Genomic DNA, 15,239 nt, shown 5'->3' on the forward strand with positions numbered 1-15,239 from the left:
GCGTCCGGGACGGCGGCGATGGGTCAGCGCTTGAACCAGCCGTACATCGGCGAGTCAGGCCCCCACGTGCCGGGGCGGCCGTGCTCGTCCTTGGTGACGAAGACGCTCGGCTCGGAGGCGGTCACGCCGCCGCCGGTGGAGCGGGCCGTGACGAACCAGGCGTAGGCCGTGTTGTCCTTGAGGCGGTCCCAGGTCACCGAGGCGACCTGACCCGACGCGACCGTGCTCTTGCCGATGATCCGGGTGGGCTCGTAGAGCGCCAGGGAGTCGGTCTGGAAGGTCGTCGTGCGGGAGGTGAGGTCGACCGGCAGCACCATGTTGTCCTCGAGGCCGTTGTAGCGGCGCCTCGGGTCGAACTCGGTGGCACCGAAGTCGTTGAGCAGCGGAGAGTAGGTGTCCACGCTCACCTCCGCCCGCTTGACGTTGAACTGCAGCAGCCGCAGGAAGCTCGCGCCGAACTGCAGCTGGTCGTCCGGCTTGTAGCCGCCGATCTCGGTGAGCCCGAGACGGTCGGCCGACACCGTGTAGAACTGGTAGTCCGCCAGCAGCTCGACCACGCCGTTGCCGACCTGGCCGACCTTCGGCTTCACGTTGGTCCCCACGCCGTGCTCGTGCCCGGCGAGGATGAGGAAGACGTTCGGGTTCTTCTCGACCACCGTCTTGTACAACACCGAGCCGTCGGGCGCGGAGAACCCGGCGCCGCGTCCGTCGGCATTGCTGCTCGGCACGATGTAGTCGTGCGAGAGCAGGATGCCGTTGCGGCCGGCGAACTTCTTGAAGACGGAGTCGGCCCATTCGGCCTCCTCCCTCGTCACCCCGTACGACAGGCCGACCACGACGAAGTCCAGGCCTCCGGCGGAGAACAGGTCGTAGTGGTTCTGGTTGTCGCCTTCCTTCCACGGCCCGCCGTACTCGGCGTGCTGCCAGCCCTGCGAGGCGTCCTGGTACCGGTTGGGGCCGTAGTACTTGTTGTAGATGGCCTCCGGCCCGTTCTCGGTGCCCGACTGGTTGTCGTGGTTGCCGGCGACCACACCGTTCGGGATTTTCGCGTCGTCCAGCACCCGCTGCTGCCTCGAGGACACCTCGAACTCGCCGGTCACCTGGCGCTGCATGGCCTCGTCGGCGGGCTTGCGGATGTTGTTCTCGATGATGTCGCCGGTGTGCGCGACGTACGAGATCTTGCGCTGGTCCTTGTTGTCCTTGATCCAGTTGACGATGCCGGCGTACGCGGACTCCCACACCGCGCGCTCCTCGGCGCTCTCCTGCTCGACCGCGCCCTCGGAGATGTACTGCGTGTCGGTGAAGTGCGCGATCGAGAAGTCGTACGTGGCGGGGTCGGCGAAGCCGTTCGGGTCGCCGGGCTCGATGTCGTCGGCGAACGGGTCCTCTCCCGTCACCATGACGTGGACCTGCTGCCTGTCGATGTAGTCCGCGTCGACGACGGCGCTGAGCACGGTCTTGCCCTCGGCCGCGCCGCGGGCGCTGGTCAGCAGGTCCCATGCCTTGCTCTTCGTGTTCCACACCCGCAACGACGCCAGGCGCTCGGGGTCGATGGCGCCTTCCCAGCGCAGGACCGGGGAGTCCACGTGGCCCTTCACTTGGATGTCGTACCGCTGGTAGGTGAGGTCCTGCCCGCCGGGCGCGTCGAGCGTCCTACCGTCGGCAGGCTCGAGCCCGTCGCCCTTGACCTGCTTCTCGCCGGGGACCCGCAGGGTCGTGGGGACGGACTGGGCCGTGCCCTGGAACACCTGGTTCGGGGTCAGGATCTTGGCCTCGGAGAACGTCGCCGTCACCTGGCCGCCGTCGGGTTCGGCCACCTTCGCCGACAGCTTGACGGGGGCCGACACGTCGAGGGCGCCCAACGCCGGGGACAGCTCGGCGGGAACGTCCGGGATGCCCGCGGACTCGAACACGATCTCGCGGGTCGCGGTGTTGCCGAGGCCGTCGGCGCCGGTCACGGCGAGCGTGTGCTTGCCGGCCCGCAGGCCCGGCCCCACCTTGGCGCCCAGCGCGATCGGCTGGCCGTTGAGCTTGACGTCCGGCCCGGACACGACGCCGTTGGCGTCCTCCAGCTTGACGTCCAGCACGACCGTGGCGGTGATCTTCTCGTCCGCCGCCGGGACGCTCTGGGCGATCTTCGGGGCCGTGTTGTCGCTGATCAGGAGCCGGGTGGCGGTCTCCCCGGTGGTCGACACCGCGGCGATGGTGTGCTTGCCGTCCTCGAGCTTGGTGGTGTCGAGGTCCGCGCGCAGGCCACGGGCCGGCGCGGTCACGAGGAACTCGAGGTCGATCTCCCTCAGCGGGTTGACGTTGTCTCCGCAGTTACCGTCGCCCATACCGTACGAGGTCTTGAGCATCTGGCCGGCCGCCGTGCCCTGCGCCGGGGTGAGGACGATGTTCGAGATCGTGAAGTCGTCGCGGTTGTTGCCGCAGGACGTCGGAAAGGTGCCGGTCACGAAGTCGATCGTGTTCCAGCCGGGCACGAGGTACTCGTTCGGGATCGTGAAGTCGACGCGCCGGCTCAGGAAGTCGCCGTCGAGCACGATCTTCTGTCCGTTGACGAGCACGAAGTTCTGATAGCGGGCCTCGATCGCGTTGGCGCCCACGTTGAAGCTGAGGGTGGCGTTGCCCGAGCCGAGCGTTTCGAGGAGGTGCACCGCGGGGGCGTCGATCGTGTAGCGCAGCTCTGCCTCGCGCAGCGCGGCCTGGCTGCTGCCGCAGGCGCCGTCGCCCATCTCGTACGCCGGCTTGATGTCCTGGCTGGTCACAGTGGCGCCGTCGAGAGTGAGCGCGAGGTTCGAGATCGCGAAGTCGTCGCGGTCATTGCCGCACGTCTGCCGGTAGTCCCCGGTGACGACCTTGATCGTGTTGTCGCCGGGCGCCAGGAACCGGGCCGGGACCGCGACGGTCACGCGCCGGCTCGCCCAGGAGCCGCCCAGGTCGATGCGCTTGCCGTTGACGAGCAGGAAGTTGTCGTACCTGTCATCGATCGAGTCCGCGCCGACGTCGAAGGCGAGCATCGCGGCGCCGTTGCCCAGGGTGGCCTTCGTGGCGGGTTCCTTGCCATCGACGGCGAGGGACTTGACACCGCCCTCGCCGGCGGCCGGGACGTTCGCGAAGACCGGCTTGGTGCCGGCCACGAGCGTGCCGTCCGTGGGCAGCAGCCGCGGCGCGCCGGCGGGGGCGTTGTTCACGGTCACGGTGTTCTTGACCGTCACCCCTGCCGCGGTCGTGGCGGTGATGGCGTGCTCGCCGTTGGCCAGCGTCGTGGTGTCCACGTCCGCGGCCAGACCCGTGGTGCCCTGCGGGTCTCCCAGGACGAAGAACTTGAGCGTGGCGCGCTTCAGCAGCGAGGTGTTCGTGCCGCAATCGCCGTCGCCGAAGGCGAGGGTGTAGGGGTTGTCCTCGCCGTCCGCGACCTCGCCGAGCAGTTCGAGTCCCACGTCAGACAGCAGGAAGTCGTCGTAGTTGAGCCCGCACGAGGACGCGATGGCGCCGACGACGATCTCGACGGTGTTCTCGCCCTTGACGAGGTGCTCGTTCGGGATCTCGATGGTCGCCCGCTCGTTGACGTGGTCGCCGATGTCGCTCCGGTACGCGCCGTTGACGAGCACGTAGTTGTGGTACAGCGCCGAGGTCGAGTTCGAGCCGACGTCGAAGCTGAGCTTGGAGACGCCGAAGGTCCGGGTGGCGTTGAGCGCGGTGCCGTCGATGTCGAGCTTCGCGACGCTGTCACCGGCCGCGGCCGGCACCGCCGCGACCTTCACCGTGCCCTCCAGGTAGGAACCGCCGGCGGGGGTGAGCGTCGGGGGGCTCGGGGAGCTGGTCGGCGTCGGGGTGGGCCGTCCCCGATCCTGCCCTCCTGGGTCGGCGTACGCCGCCGTCACGAGGCTGCTCGCCAGCAGCACCGCGACCACGGCGACCATACCGAGACGTCCTCGCCTCCGTAAGGCACCCAGTAACTCTTGCTGCATCGGGTGCGGTCCCTTCTATTTACGTGCCAAGTGGCTTGTCGTCGGGCGGCTTGCCCTCCGGGCGGACACCCTCGAGTGCACGAGTGAACGGTGTGCGTCCAGAGGCTGAAGGGACGAGGAACGATCAACTCATTCTGGTCATCCGTTACAGGACGGGAACAACCGGGCACTGCACGCGGCAACCCGGAAATCTCCATTGGTTCCCGGTCAACCCAGGACGAAGCAGCGATCCCGACGCCTACCTGCGCCGGATCCTGGTCAATATGTACCGGTGTCGCTGATGCGGTCTATGAGAAGATCCCTGCGCAATGCGTCTGATTTCTGCAGGGATGGGGGACGATGTACGCGATACCGCTGGGCGATGACGGCGCCGAGTTGCGCCCGCTCGAGCCGTGGCAGGCCGAGGAGTTTCTCGCCCACATCGACCGGGGGCGGGAGTTCATCGGGCGATACGTCCGGCTGCCGGAGGTGGTCTCGGACCTGACGTCGAGCCGCTCGTTCCTCCAGTCGTACGCGGACAAGGCGGCGGCCGACCTGGGGCGGATCTACGGCATCTGGACGGACGGCAAGCTGGTCGGCGGAGTCCTCTTCCGGACGATGGACGTCCAGCACGGCACCGCCGAAGCGGGCTGCTGGCTGGAGCCGTCGGCGGCGGGCAAGGGTCTGGTCACCAGGGCCGTGCGCGTGATCATCGATTGGGCCGTCGAAGAGCGAGGCATCCATCGCGTGGAGTGGCAGGTCGCGGCGGAGAACGCGGCCAGCATCGCCGTGGCCAGGCGACTCGGGATGACGAAGGACGGCGTGCTCCGCGAGAGCCACCTGCTTCGGGGGAAGCGGTACGACATGGAGGTCTGGTCAGTGCTCGCACCGGAGTGGCGAGCGGCCCGGGACACCTCTTCCCGGTAGAGCCGGGCCGCTACTACAACGCCGTGCCGCACCGGCTCCGTCAGAACGGGTACTGCGGCGGCTCCCCCCGCATGGTGATCCAGCGGGTCTCGGTGAACGCCTCGATGTTGGCCGCCGCCCCGCCGAAGCGGGAGCCGGTGCCGGAGGCGCGCACGCCGCCGAACGGGGCGTTGGCCTCGTCGTTGACGGTCTGGTCGTTGATGTGCACGATCCCGGTCGGGATCTGCTCGGCGACGGCCAGGCCGCGCATCACGTCACGGGTCACGATGCCGAGCGACAGGCCGTACTCGCTGGTCGCGGCCAGCTTGGCGGCTTCCTCGGCCGAGGAGACGCGGGTGACCGGCGCGACGGGGCCGAAGACCTCCTCGGCGAACGCGGGCGCGGTCAGCGGGACGTCGGCCAGCACCGTCGGCCGGTAGAAGAGCCGCTCGTACGTCCCGCCGGCGGCTGGCCTCGCGCCCTGGCCGACGCTCGCGGTCACCAGATGGTGGATCTTGTCGCGCTGGCCGGCGTCGATCACCGGGCCGAGCGCCACCTGGCCGGTGGCCGGGTCACCGACCGGGAGAGCGTCGGCCTTGGCGGCGAGCCGCTCGACGAAGTCGTCGTAGAGGCGGTCGGCGACCAGGTGGCGGCCGGTGGTCATGCAGATCTGGCCCTGGTGGAAGAACGAGCCCCAGGCGGCCAGGTTCACCGCCGCGTCCACGTCGGCGTCGTCCAGCACCAGCAGCGCGGAGTTGCCGCCGAGCTCCAGGTGGGCGCGCTTGAGGTGCTTCCCGGCGAGCTCGCCGATGCGGCGGCCCACCGGGGTGGAGCCGGTGAAGGAGATGACCCGCACGTGCGGGTCGGTGATCAGCGCCTCGCCCACGTCGGCGCCGCCGGGCACCATCTGCAGCACGCCCGGCGGCAGCCCGGCCTCCTCGAACACGCGCGCCATCAGCGTGCCGCCGGTGACCGCGGTGCGCGGGTCGGGCTTGAGGATGACGGCGTTGCCGAGCGCCAGCGCCGGGGCGACCGACCGGATGCCGAGGATGATCGGCACGTTGAACGGCGAGATCACCGCCACCACTCCGGCCGGTATGCGCCGGGCCAGGGACAGCCGTGGCTGCTCCGACGGAAGGAGCTCGCCGATCGCCCGGCCGGGCAGCGAGGCCGCCTCGTAGCACTCTTCGGCCGCCACGTGCAGGGCGAACCCGGCCATGCCCGGGACCGCGCCGACCTCGCGGACGTTCCAGCCGCTGATCTCCTCGGCGTGCTGCTGCCACAGGTCGCCGGCCTTGCGCAGGACGGCCGCGCGGGCGGTGTGCGGCAGCCCGGCCCAGTGCTTCTGCGCCTCGGCGGCGCTCACGGCGGCCTCGGCGACGTCTTGGGAGGTCGCCAGGCCCATCCGGCCGAGCTCGCCGCCGGTGGCGGGCTCGGCCACCGCGTAGTCACCGCCGTAGCCGGCCGTCCACGTGCCGCTCTTGAAGATCTTCCCTTGCCAGTCGATGCTGTCGAGCAGTCCCACAGGTGGTCCCTCTTTCTCTATTTCGTCCGTACGACGAGGTACCAGGAGCCCTAGTCGGCGAGCAGCTGCTGCAGTCCGCCGCAGGCGTTCACCGTGCTCATCAGAGCGGCCGCACTCAGGAAGGAACGGCGGTTCATGCCGCCCGTGGAGGTGTCGCTCCGTGGCCGGGGAGCCGCACGAACCTCGGGTGGCGAAAGTTGAGCCGACCGTACGGTCCCGTTAACACCAGAGCAACACTCTGTTCCGGAGGTTCGAACGCGATTTGTCTCTTTGAAACGCCGACTACGGCTGGGGGCGGTGGCCGAGGCGCCGGGAGATCTCGGCGGCGGTGCGCCGGAGCGCCGGTTCGAGGCGGGCGGCCAGCGCGTCGACGGTGGTCGGGGCGACGGTGAGATGCACGGCGATGTTGACCGCGGCGACGACCTCGCCGGAGCGGTCCCGCACCGGCGCCGCGAAGGACCGCAGCCCCGGGGCGAGCTCCTCGTCGTTGACCGCGACGCCGCCCTGGCGCACCTTGGCGAGGGCGGCGATCAGCTGCTCCCTGTTGGTGATCGTCTTGGGCCCGCGGCGGGCCGTGTCGGTGCGGTCGAGGATCTGCTTGAGCGCCGCCGGATCCTTGTACGCCAGCAGCACCTTGCCCATCGACGTGCAGTAAGCCGGCAGCCGGGAGCCCACGTGCAGGTTGAGGTCCATGGCCAGGGAACTGCGCCGGCTGCTGCGCCTGCGATCCACGTAGACCACGTCCGGCCCGTCGCACAGCCCCAGGCTGGCGGTGCAGCCCGTCTCGTCGGCCAGGGCCTGGAGCAGGGGGCCGGCGACCTTGGTGAGCTCCATGGAGTCGATGGCCGCGAACCCGAGGTCCACCACCCGCGGGCCCAGGAAGTATTTCTTCGTCTCCGGGTCCTGCCGGATGTACTCCAGCTTGGTCAGCGTGGCGACGTACCGGTAGGTCGTGCTCTTGTTGAGCCCGACGGCCCGCGCGAGGTCGGCGATCCCCAGCACGGAGCGGTCCCCGCTGAAGGCGGACAGGATGCGCAGCCCGCGTTCCAGGGACACGGAGAAGGCGGCGGAGGAGTCGGCCGTCGTGCGGCCCGGAGCTCCCGGGGCTCGGCGCGGGCGTGGGGAGGCGTCATCGGTCACGAGCGTCAGAATACGGCCCTATCGTTCTAAGTATTCGAACGATGTTGACGGCCAGTCCCCATCACATGAACGCTTCTGGCCGGACAACGCCCAGCAAGCAGATCGGGGGCTCCATGGCGGAAGCGGAGCGTGCCCGGAGCGGCCTGCCCAGGCCGCGCATCGGGCACTTCATCGGGGGCGACTGGGTCGAGCCCGGCTCCGGACGCACCTACCCGAACCGTTCGCCCTGGTCAGGAGAGGTCCTCGGGGAGGTCGCCGCCGGGGACGGCGAGGACGCGGAACGCGCGGTCGCCGCCGCGCACGAGGCATTCGGCGGCTGGGCCCGGACGCTGCCCGTGGAGCGGCAGCGGATCTTGCTGCGGGCGGCCGACCTGCTGGAGGGCCGCCGCGGCGAGGTGCTCGCCGCCCTGGCCGCGGAGACCGGCTGTGGCCGCCACTTCGGCGGCGTGCAGCTCGAGTTCGTGCTCAAGCTGCTCCGCCAGGCCGCCCACCTGGCCTACCGCCCAGCCGGGGAGCTGCTGCCCTCCGACACCCCCGGCACCCAGGCGATGGCCGTGCGCCGTCCGGTGGGGGTGGTCGCGGCCATCGCGCCGTGGAATGCCTCGCTCGCCCTCGCCGGCCGGGCTAGCATCGGGCCGCTCGCGCTCGGCAACACCGTGGTGCTGAAACCGTCGGAGGAGTCCCCGTACACAGGAGGGGCGCTCTGGGCGGAGATCCTCCAGGAGGCAGGACTGCCCGCCGGGGCGTTCAACGTCGTCACCCACGCCCCCGGTGAGGCCGGCGCCGTCGCCGACGCGCTGCTCGCCAGCCCTCTCGTCAAGCGGATCAACTTCACCGGCTCGACGCCGACCGGCAGGCGGCTCGCGGAGAAGGCCGGCCGGCACCTGAAGCGCGTGGTGCTCCAGCTCAGCGGGCAGAACCCGCTCATCGTGGCGGGCGACGCCGACCTCGAGTACGCGGTCAACGCCGCGACCTACGGCGCGTTCGTGCACCAGGGGCAGGTGTGCATGTGCGCCAGGCGCATCTACGTCGAACGGCCGCTGGCCGAGGAGTTCGCCGAGCGGTTCGCGGCCAAGGTCGCGGCGCTGCCGACGGGCGACCCGGCCGACCCGGCGACCGTGGTGGGCCCGGTGATCAATGAGTGGGCCCTGGCCCTTCTCGACCGCCGCGTCAAGGAGGCGGTCGGTCTCGGTGCCCGCGTCCTGGCCGGCGGCGTCCCCGCACCGCCGTGCTACCCGGCCACCGTGCTCACCGACGTTCCGGACGAGGCCGAGATCGCGCAGGGCGAGACGTTCGGGCCTGTGGTGGTGCTGGAGGCGGTCGACTCCGCGGAGGAGGCCGTCGCCCGCGCCAACGACTCCGACTTCGGCCTGGCCGCCTCGGTCATCACCGGCGACGGCCGCCGCGGCCTGCGCCTGGCCTCCGCCCTCGACGTCGGCATCGTCCACGTCAACGACCAGCCCGTCCACGACGAGCCGCACATGCCGTTCGGCGGCGTCAAGGACAGCGGGTGGGGTCGGTTCGGGCTGGGCTTCGCGGCCGAGGAATTCTGCGAACTCCAGTGGATCACCGTGCGCGACCAGGACCGCACCTTCCCCTTCTGATCCAGGAGCGACGGTTCGGTTACCGACTGTGCCTCCCTGGGTAAGAGGGCTATCGCTGTCATCGCCGGCCGAGGGCTGGGGGGCCGCCGCCTGCGGTGACGACGGGGGCTCGTCAACGGGGGGACAAGGGTGATGAAGGCGTTTGTCATGCGGGAAATCGGCAGCGTCGGTTTCATGGAGAAGCCGATTCCGCGGGCGGGACCCGTCGACGCCGTCGTACGGACGACCAAGGCTCTGATCTGCACCTCGGATTCCCACACCGTCGCCGGAGGAATCGGCCCGCGGCAGAATCTCACGCTCGGTCACGAAGCGGTGGGCATCGTGCACGAGGTGGGCAGCGACGTCAAGGGCTTCCAGCCGGGCGACCGTGTCCTGGTGGGCTCCATCACTCCGGATTGGGGCGATCCGGCCTCCCAGAACGGGTTTTCGTCACAGTCGGGCATGCCGCTGGGCGGCTTCAAGTTCGCGAACTCCAAGGACGGAGTATTCGCCGAATATTTCCACGTGAACGAGGCCGACGCCAACATGGCGAAAATACCCGACGACATTTCCGATGACCTGGCCGTCTACTGCGCCGATATGCTTTCCACCGGCTTCATGGGGGCGGAGAAGGGCAATATCCCGATCGGCGGGACGGTGGCCGTTCTGGCTCTGGGGCCGGTGGGGATGATGGCCGCGGCAGGGGCCAGGCTACGCGGTGCGGGCCTGGTCATCGGGGTCGAATCCGTACCGCAGCGGCAGGAGCTCGCACGCGCGTACGGCGTGGACGAGATCGTGGACTTCACCCGCGAGGACGTCGTCGAGCGGATCATGGAGCTCACGCACGGAGAGGGAGTCGACACCGCCATCGAGGCGCTGGGCATGGACGCGACGTTCCAGACCGCCATCAAGATCACCAAGCCGGGTGGAACGGTGTCCAACATCGGCTATTTCGGAGAAGGAGAGTTCGTCCGCATCCCCCGCGTCGAGTGGGGAGTCGGGATGGCGGACCAGACGATCACCTCGGGGTTGTGCCCCGGCGGCCGGCTGCGCATGGAGCGGCTGCTGCGGGTGTTGCAGGCCAAGCGCATCGATCCCACCCGCATGACGACCCATGAGTTCGCCTTCGAGGACATGGAACGGGCCTTCGAGGTCCTGGACAAGAAACTCGACGACGTCATCAAGCCGCTGATCTCGTTCTAGGCGCAGGTATCGGCTCGTGCCGCCGTGGCCGCGGCACGCCAGACAGGGGGCGGCATGCTCGATCCCGATCCACCCTTCCGGCCGGTTCGCACGCGTGACGGCTATGTGCCGCTGGAGGACCTCGGCCTCATCGGGGACGGCGCGACGGTGGCGCTGGTCGGCTTGGACGGCTCCATCCCGTGGATGTGCCTTCCCCACTTCGATGCCGAGCCGCTGTTCTGCGGCCTCCTGGACCACGCGCGTGGCGGGCATTTCACCGTCGCGCCGGAGGACTTGGTGGAGGCACGGCAGCTCTACGAGGACGACACCGGGGTGCTGACGACCGAGTGCCGCAGCACCACAGGCCTGGTCCGCATCACCGATGCCCTGACCTTGCGCTCTGGCGCCGATCTGACCGATGACGCACCGGTCAACCGGGCCGAGTTGGTCCGTTCGGCCGTCGTCCTGGCGGGCGAGGTCAGCCTGCGCGTCGAGGTGAAGCCCCGCGGCGGCGGACAAGCCCGGGCCCTGTTCAGCGGGCTGGACGTACAGGTGCCCCGACGGCCGGACCTGCGCCTGCACCTGCGCTCCACTCGCCCGCTGAACGGACTGTCCAGCACCCACGAGCTCAAACAGGGCGATCGCCTGGATCTCGTGTTGTCCTGGGGGCGCATTCATCGTCATCACCGGTTCGACGCCGAGGAGATGCTGCGCGGGACCGCCGAGGCGTGGCGCCGTTGGATGAAACACTTCGCCTACCAAGGCCCGCAGGAGTCATTGGTACGCCGTGCCGCGATCACGTTGAAGCTGTGCGACGACTGGGTCAACGGATCGCTGGTCGCGGCCCCCACCTCCTCCTTGCCCGCGCCGATCGGCGGGGTCCGTAACTGGGATTACCGCTACACCTGGATCCGCGACGCGGCCTTCACCGTGTTCGCCCTGCGCCGCATCGGCTTCGCCGGCGAGGCGGACGCCTTCCTCGGCTGGGTCCTCGACGCCTTCGAGCAGAGCCGGCAGCCGCGGATCATGTACACCCTCTCCGGCAGCCCGGTGCCCGACGAGGTCGTAGACCCCGAATTGGAGGGCTACCGACGCTCCGCCCCGGTGCGATGGGGCAACGGCGCGGCGGATCAGCGCCAGCACGACGTCTACGGCGAAGTGCTCGACTGCGCCGACCAGTGGCTGCGCACCGGGAGTGAGCTGCAGCCCGAGCTCTGGGCCAAGCTGGCCGAACTCGCCGACACGGCGGCGACGGCGTGGCAGGAGCCGGATCAGGGCATCTGGGAGGTGCGCAGCCACGGCCGGGTGTTCACTTACTCCGCCGGCATGTGCCAGGTGGCCCTGGACCGTGCGGCCGCGATCGGTGACCGGCTCGGCCTGCCGGGACCCATCGCAGCCTGGCGAGACGTGGCAGCCGACCTGCGACGACTCATCCTTGAGCAGGCCTGGGACGAGGACGCGCAGACCCTGACCGAGCATCTCGACGGCAGCGGCGGCTTGGACGCCAGCCTGCTCGCGCTTCCCCTGCGGTACGTCATCCCCGCCGATCATCCGCGCATGGTGGCCACGGCAGCCGCCATCGCCGAGCGTCTGTCGGCCGGCGACGGCCTGCTCTACCGCTACCTGCACGACAGCTCCCCTGACGGCATCGCCGGCGACGAGGGCGCCTTCGTGCTGTGCAGCTTCTGGCTGGCCGACAACCTCACCTACCAGGGCCGCATCGACGAGGCCGAGGAGCTCTACGCCTCGCTGTGCGCCCGGGCGAGTCCGCTCGGGCTGCTGCCCGAGCAGATCGACCCCTCGACGGGCGCCTTCATGGGCAACTTCCCGCAGGCCTTCAGCCACATCGGGGTCATCGCCAGCGGCGTCAATCTCGCACGGGCGACAGCGGGCCCAGCACCATGATCGATGCTGGGCGGCCGACGGCCGGGGCGCTCGACCGGACCGGCCACGGGCGGACGAGCGCCCGGTCGGCTATGGGCGAACGAGGAGGACGTTGCCGAGCGAGCGCTGGCCCGTCGCGTCGGAGGGCCGGTTCACGATGCCGGCGCCCGAGGTCACCATGACGCTGGAGCCGCCGCCGTCGAGGTTCATCGCCTCCCGCGCGCCGAGCAGCTTCATGAGCTCACCGGTCTGCGCGATCCCGAGCCCTTCGCTGTAGCCGTCCCGCCGCCCGTCGACCACCACCAGCATGAGCCGCCCCCGATCGTCCATGCCGACCATCGACCGCGGGTTGCTCCGCACGGCCCAGTTGTAGGTGAACGTCCGGTCGGCGCCCTCGCGGATCAGTCCGTCGGCCGCCGCGTTCACCGACACCTTTCCGTCCCTGACGAGGGTGGGCCCGACCTGGAGGATGGTGGTGTCCGGGGTCAGCGCCACGCGCCCGCCGTTGCTGTCCTCGACCCGCTCGCTCACGTGCACCCGCTCACCCACCTTCACGTGTTCGAGCAGCCAGGCGGAGCTGTCGCCGATGGCCTGCACGGTGGACCCGCCGACGGGAACGCTCGCACCACGCGAGCTGTTCACCGCCGTCACCTTGCCGCCCGCGTCCAGCACGACCTCGGCTCCCGCGCCGGCAGGCGGCGCGCCCCATTCGGGGGTGAACAGCACTAGCTCGCTGCCGTCCGTACACTTCAGGTCGTGCTGCGGCTTCTCCGTCGGCTGGTCGCCGCCGACGCCGCCGCAGTTCCAGATCTCGCCCGGCACCCGGTTGACACCGTCGATCTCGGCGCTCTCCCGGCCGGTGCGCAGGGTCACGTGGGCGGTGTACGTGTCCACGTCCACCGAACGCCCACCCCTGGCGATCTTGATTCCGGCCCGGCCCTGCGTGGCCGAGCCGATCAGCTTGCCGTCCTTGACGTACATGCCGCCGGGCGCGCTGTTGTAGAACCACTGCGCGTTGATCCCGGCCACCGCGCCCGCCGCGGCGGCAAGGTCGGTCAGCTTCTCCGTGCCGTTCAGCGCCGGGCCGAAGTCAGTGCCGACCGTGCCGCCGAACTCCCGGAAGTCCACGCGGAGCACGTGCACCTTCTGGGGCGCGCCGGGGTCGATGCCGTCCTGCGCGGTGTAGCGGGTGCCCCCGGCGAAACCGGCCGCCCTGATCTTGGAGAGCGCGGCCGAGGCCTCCGCGCTGGTGGCGTACTGCCCGACCCTTACGGTCCAGCCGAGCGTACCGGCCGGATGATCGGCGAACGCCGGCGAGGCGACCTCCTCGATCCGCGGCTCGAACCCCTTCTGCCGCACAACCCCGGCCACCCAGTCGGCGATCTCCTTCGCGCCCAACGCGGTGTTGGCCGTGTTGAGCGGCCCGTCGACCGTGCCCGGCAGGTACACGTGGACGGTCCAGTAGTCGCCGGCATCCTTGGCTCCGAGCGACATCGAGGTCAGCGTCACGCCGGGCGCCACGGCGGTCGTCACCGGCGGCGCGCTCAGCGGCAGCTTTCCACCGAAGAAGGAGTCTTCAGACGTGGCCGCCGCAGCGGGCCCGTTCACAGCCAGTACGGTCACGACCGCCGCCAAGGCCGAAAAGCTTTTCCGGCGCATGTACGTCCTCATTTCACGAGCGAATTAGGTGCCTCGGCAGTCAAGGACTTGCGGATAGCCCGGAACCGAACACGGGACGATTCCCGCAAAGCACCCGAGTGAACAGCTCCGCCACACCGGCGGCGAACCGACCGGTGCCCAGACGGGGTCCGAACGGCCGGCGTTGGTGGTGAGAATTGCAATTCTTGATCAGGACCGTGAATGATGAGTCACCCCTCATAGATGAAGGCATGCGCAGTGGACTTCACGGTCAGGTATCAGCCCTCCCCGGAGGAAGTGGCCCGGGCCCTCCAGCAAGGCGTCAAGCTCCAGTTCAGAGCCCTCCTCACCATCCTGCTCTCGGTCCTGGCAGGATGCGGACTCCTCTGCGTCCTGATAGGCAGCGTGACCATCGGCATCGCCATGTTCGTCGGAGCGGCCGTCTCCCCCCTCGTGGTGTCGTGGTCGCTCCGCCGTAGGCGACGACTCGCCTTCCTCTGCGTGCCCACCACACTTCACTTGACCGGCGACGGCTACAAGGTTGAGACCGAGCAGTCCACCGCCACGACGCGATGGTCCCTGTTCGGCCCGGTCGTCACCACCCCGGAGTTCTGGCTGTTCTTCGTGAACAGGCAGTTCACCGGTTTCCTCCCCCGCCGTGCCTTCACCGACGAGCAACAGGCGGCGCTCGATGCCTTCTTCGCCGCGCGTCAGGACACCCCGGTCTCCTGAACCCGCCACATCCGCGCAGGTCCGCCACCGCGATCTCTGCCGCCGGACGACGGCCAGGCACGCCGCCCCCACCTCCCGCCCCTGACCCCACGGCCAAGGGCTCGGAGGTCGCGCGCCGGGCTTCCCGAGAGTTGTAGAACAGGCGTACGATACCGTGCGTGATTGACGACGAGATGGGGGCGCGGCTGCGGGAGATCTGCCTGTCTCTGCCGGAGGTGGTCGAGAAGCCGTTCGGTGGTCACACGGCGCCCTCCTTCCGGGTCCGGGAGAAGCTGTTCCTGATGACCAGCGAGGACGGGCTGACGATGATGTTCAAGGCCGGTCCGGGCGTGCAGGAGGCCCTGGTGGCGTCCGCCCCGGAGCGCTTCTTCGTGCCCGCGTACGTCGGCGGCAAGGGGTGGGTCGGCGCCCAGCTCGACGTGGAGCAGGACTGGGATGAGATCGACGAGCTGATCAGGGACAGCTACCGCCTGATCGCGCCGAAGCGGCTGGTCGCCCTCATGGACGGACGAGTCTGAGGCGACGGCGTCAACGTCACACGGACGAGCACCCCTGAGCGTTCACGGCAATGCGCCGCGCCATCGTGGCGCAGACGGTGCTGGCCGCTCGTCGCTGCCCACGCCGCTGGACTCCGAACGGGGGCCGGTCATCGGCGACTACGTGTGCCCCTCGCAGGATGGCGCGCCACGGCGGCCC

Annotated in this window: 10 protein-coding genes; 6 read left to right on the forward strand and 4 right to left on the reverse strand. The window is 69.8% G+C overall.

Annotation, left to right across the window (positions count from 1 at the left end; all coding sequences use genetic code 11):
- Positions 1-23 precede the first annotated feature (23 nt).
- Positions 24-3,926, reverse strand: a complete 3,903-nt coding sequence (locus ACTWQA_RS28000) for a metallophosphoesterase (protein ID WP_443162047.1) — start codon at positions 3,924-3,926, stop codon at positions 24-26.
- A gap of 387 nt (positions 3,927-4,313) precedes the next feature.
- Between ACTWQA_RS28000 and ACTWQA_RS28005 the strand changes: the two genes are divergently transcribed.
- The gene (locus tag ACTWQA_RS28005; RefSeq protein ID WP_443162048.1) at positions 4,314-4,880 is read left to right on the forward strand and encodes a GNAT family N-acetyltransferase; all 567 of its coding nucleotides are present in this window, start codon (positions 4,314-4,316) and stop codon (positions 4,878-4,880) included.
- A 40-nt stretch (positions 4,881-4,920) separates the two neighbouring features.
- On the opposite strand, the gene ACTWQA_RS28010 is transcribed toward ACTWQA_RS28005, so the two are convergent.
- Positions 4,921-6,384, reverse strand: coding sequence for a benzaldehyde dehydrogenase (locus ACTWQA_RS28010; RefSeq protein WP_443162049.1), 1,464 nt, complete (start codon positions 6,382-6,384; stop codon positions 4,921-4,923).
- Between the two features lie 282 nt (positions 6,385-6,666).
- Complete coding sequence (locus tag ACTWQA_RS28015) at positions 6,667-7,524, reverse strand: IclR family transcriptional regulator (protein ID WP_443162050.1); 858 nt, start codon at positions 7,522-7,524, stop codon at positions 6,667-6,669.
- A gap of 65 nt (positions 7,525-7,589) precedes the next feature.
- Here ACTWQA_RS28015 and ACTWQA_RS28020 point away from each other — a divergent pair, with 65 nt between their 5' ends.
- The 3 genes from ACTWQA_RS28020 (at position 7,590) to ACTWQA_RS28030 (ending at position 12,194) form a co-directional block, all read left to right on the forward strand.
- Positions 7,590-9,128, forward strand: coding sequence for an aldehyde dehydrogenase family protein (locus ACTWQA_RS28020; RefSeq protein WP_443162051.1), 1,539 nt, complete (start codon positions 7,590-7,592; stop codon positions 9,126-9,128).
- A 174-nt stretch (positions 9,129-9,302) separates the two neighbouring features.
- Positions 9,303-10,310 (forward strand): zinc-binding dehydrogenase, encoded by a 1,008-nt coding sequence (locus tag ACTWQA_RS28025; RefSeq protein ID WP_443162052.1) that lies wholly within the window; start codon positions 9,303-9,305, stop codon positions 10,308-10,310.
- 54 nt (positions 10,311-10,364) lie between these two features.
- On the forward strand, positions 10,365-12,194 hold the full coding sequence (locus ACTWQA_RS28030) for a glycoside hydrolase family 15 protein (protein ID WP_443162053.1): 1,830 nt from the start codon (positions 10,365-10,367) through the stop codon (positions 12,192-12,194).
- A 69-nt stretch (positions 12,195-12,263) separates the two neighbouring features.
- On the opposite strand, the gene ACTWQA_RS28035 is transcribed toward ACTWQA_RS28030, so the two are convergent.
- Positions 12,264-13,781, reverse strand: coding sequence for a phosphodiester glycosidase family protein (locus tag ACTWQA_RS28035; protein ID WP_443162054.1), 1,518 nt, complete (start codon positions 13,779-13,781; stop codon positions 12,264-12,266).
- A gap of 273 nt (positions 13,782-14,054) precedes the next feature.
- On the opposite strand from ACTWQA_RS28035, the gene ACTWQA_RS28040 reads away from it, so the two are divergent.
- Together ACTWQA_RS28040 and ACTWQA_RS28045 are read left to right on the forward strand one after the other, a co-directional pair.
- Positions 14,055-14,543 (forward strand): YcxB family protein, encoded by a 489-nt coding sequence (locus ACTWQA_RS28040; protein WP_443162055.1) that lies wholly within the window; start codon positions 14,055-14,057, stop codon positions 14,541-14,543.
- Between the two features lie 158 nt (positions 14,544-14,701).
- The gene (locus tag ACTWQA_RS28045) at positions 14,702-15,061 is read left to right on the forward strand and encodes an MmcQ/YjbR family DNA-binding protein (protein WP_443162056.1); all 360 of its coding nucleotides are present in this window, start codon (positions 14,702-14,704) and stop codon (positions 15,059-15,061) included.
- Positions 15,062-15,239 lie beyond the last annotated feature (178 nt).

It is taken from the genome of Nonomuraea sp. 10N515B (assembly GCF_052245915.1).
GTDB lineage: Bacteria > Actinomycetota > Actinomycetes > Streptosporangiales > Streptosporangiaceae > Nonomuraea.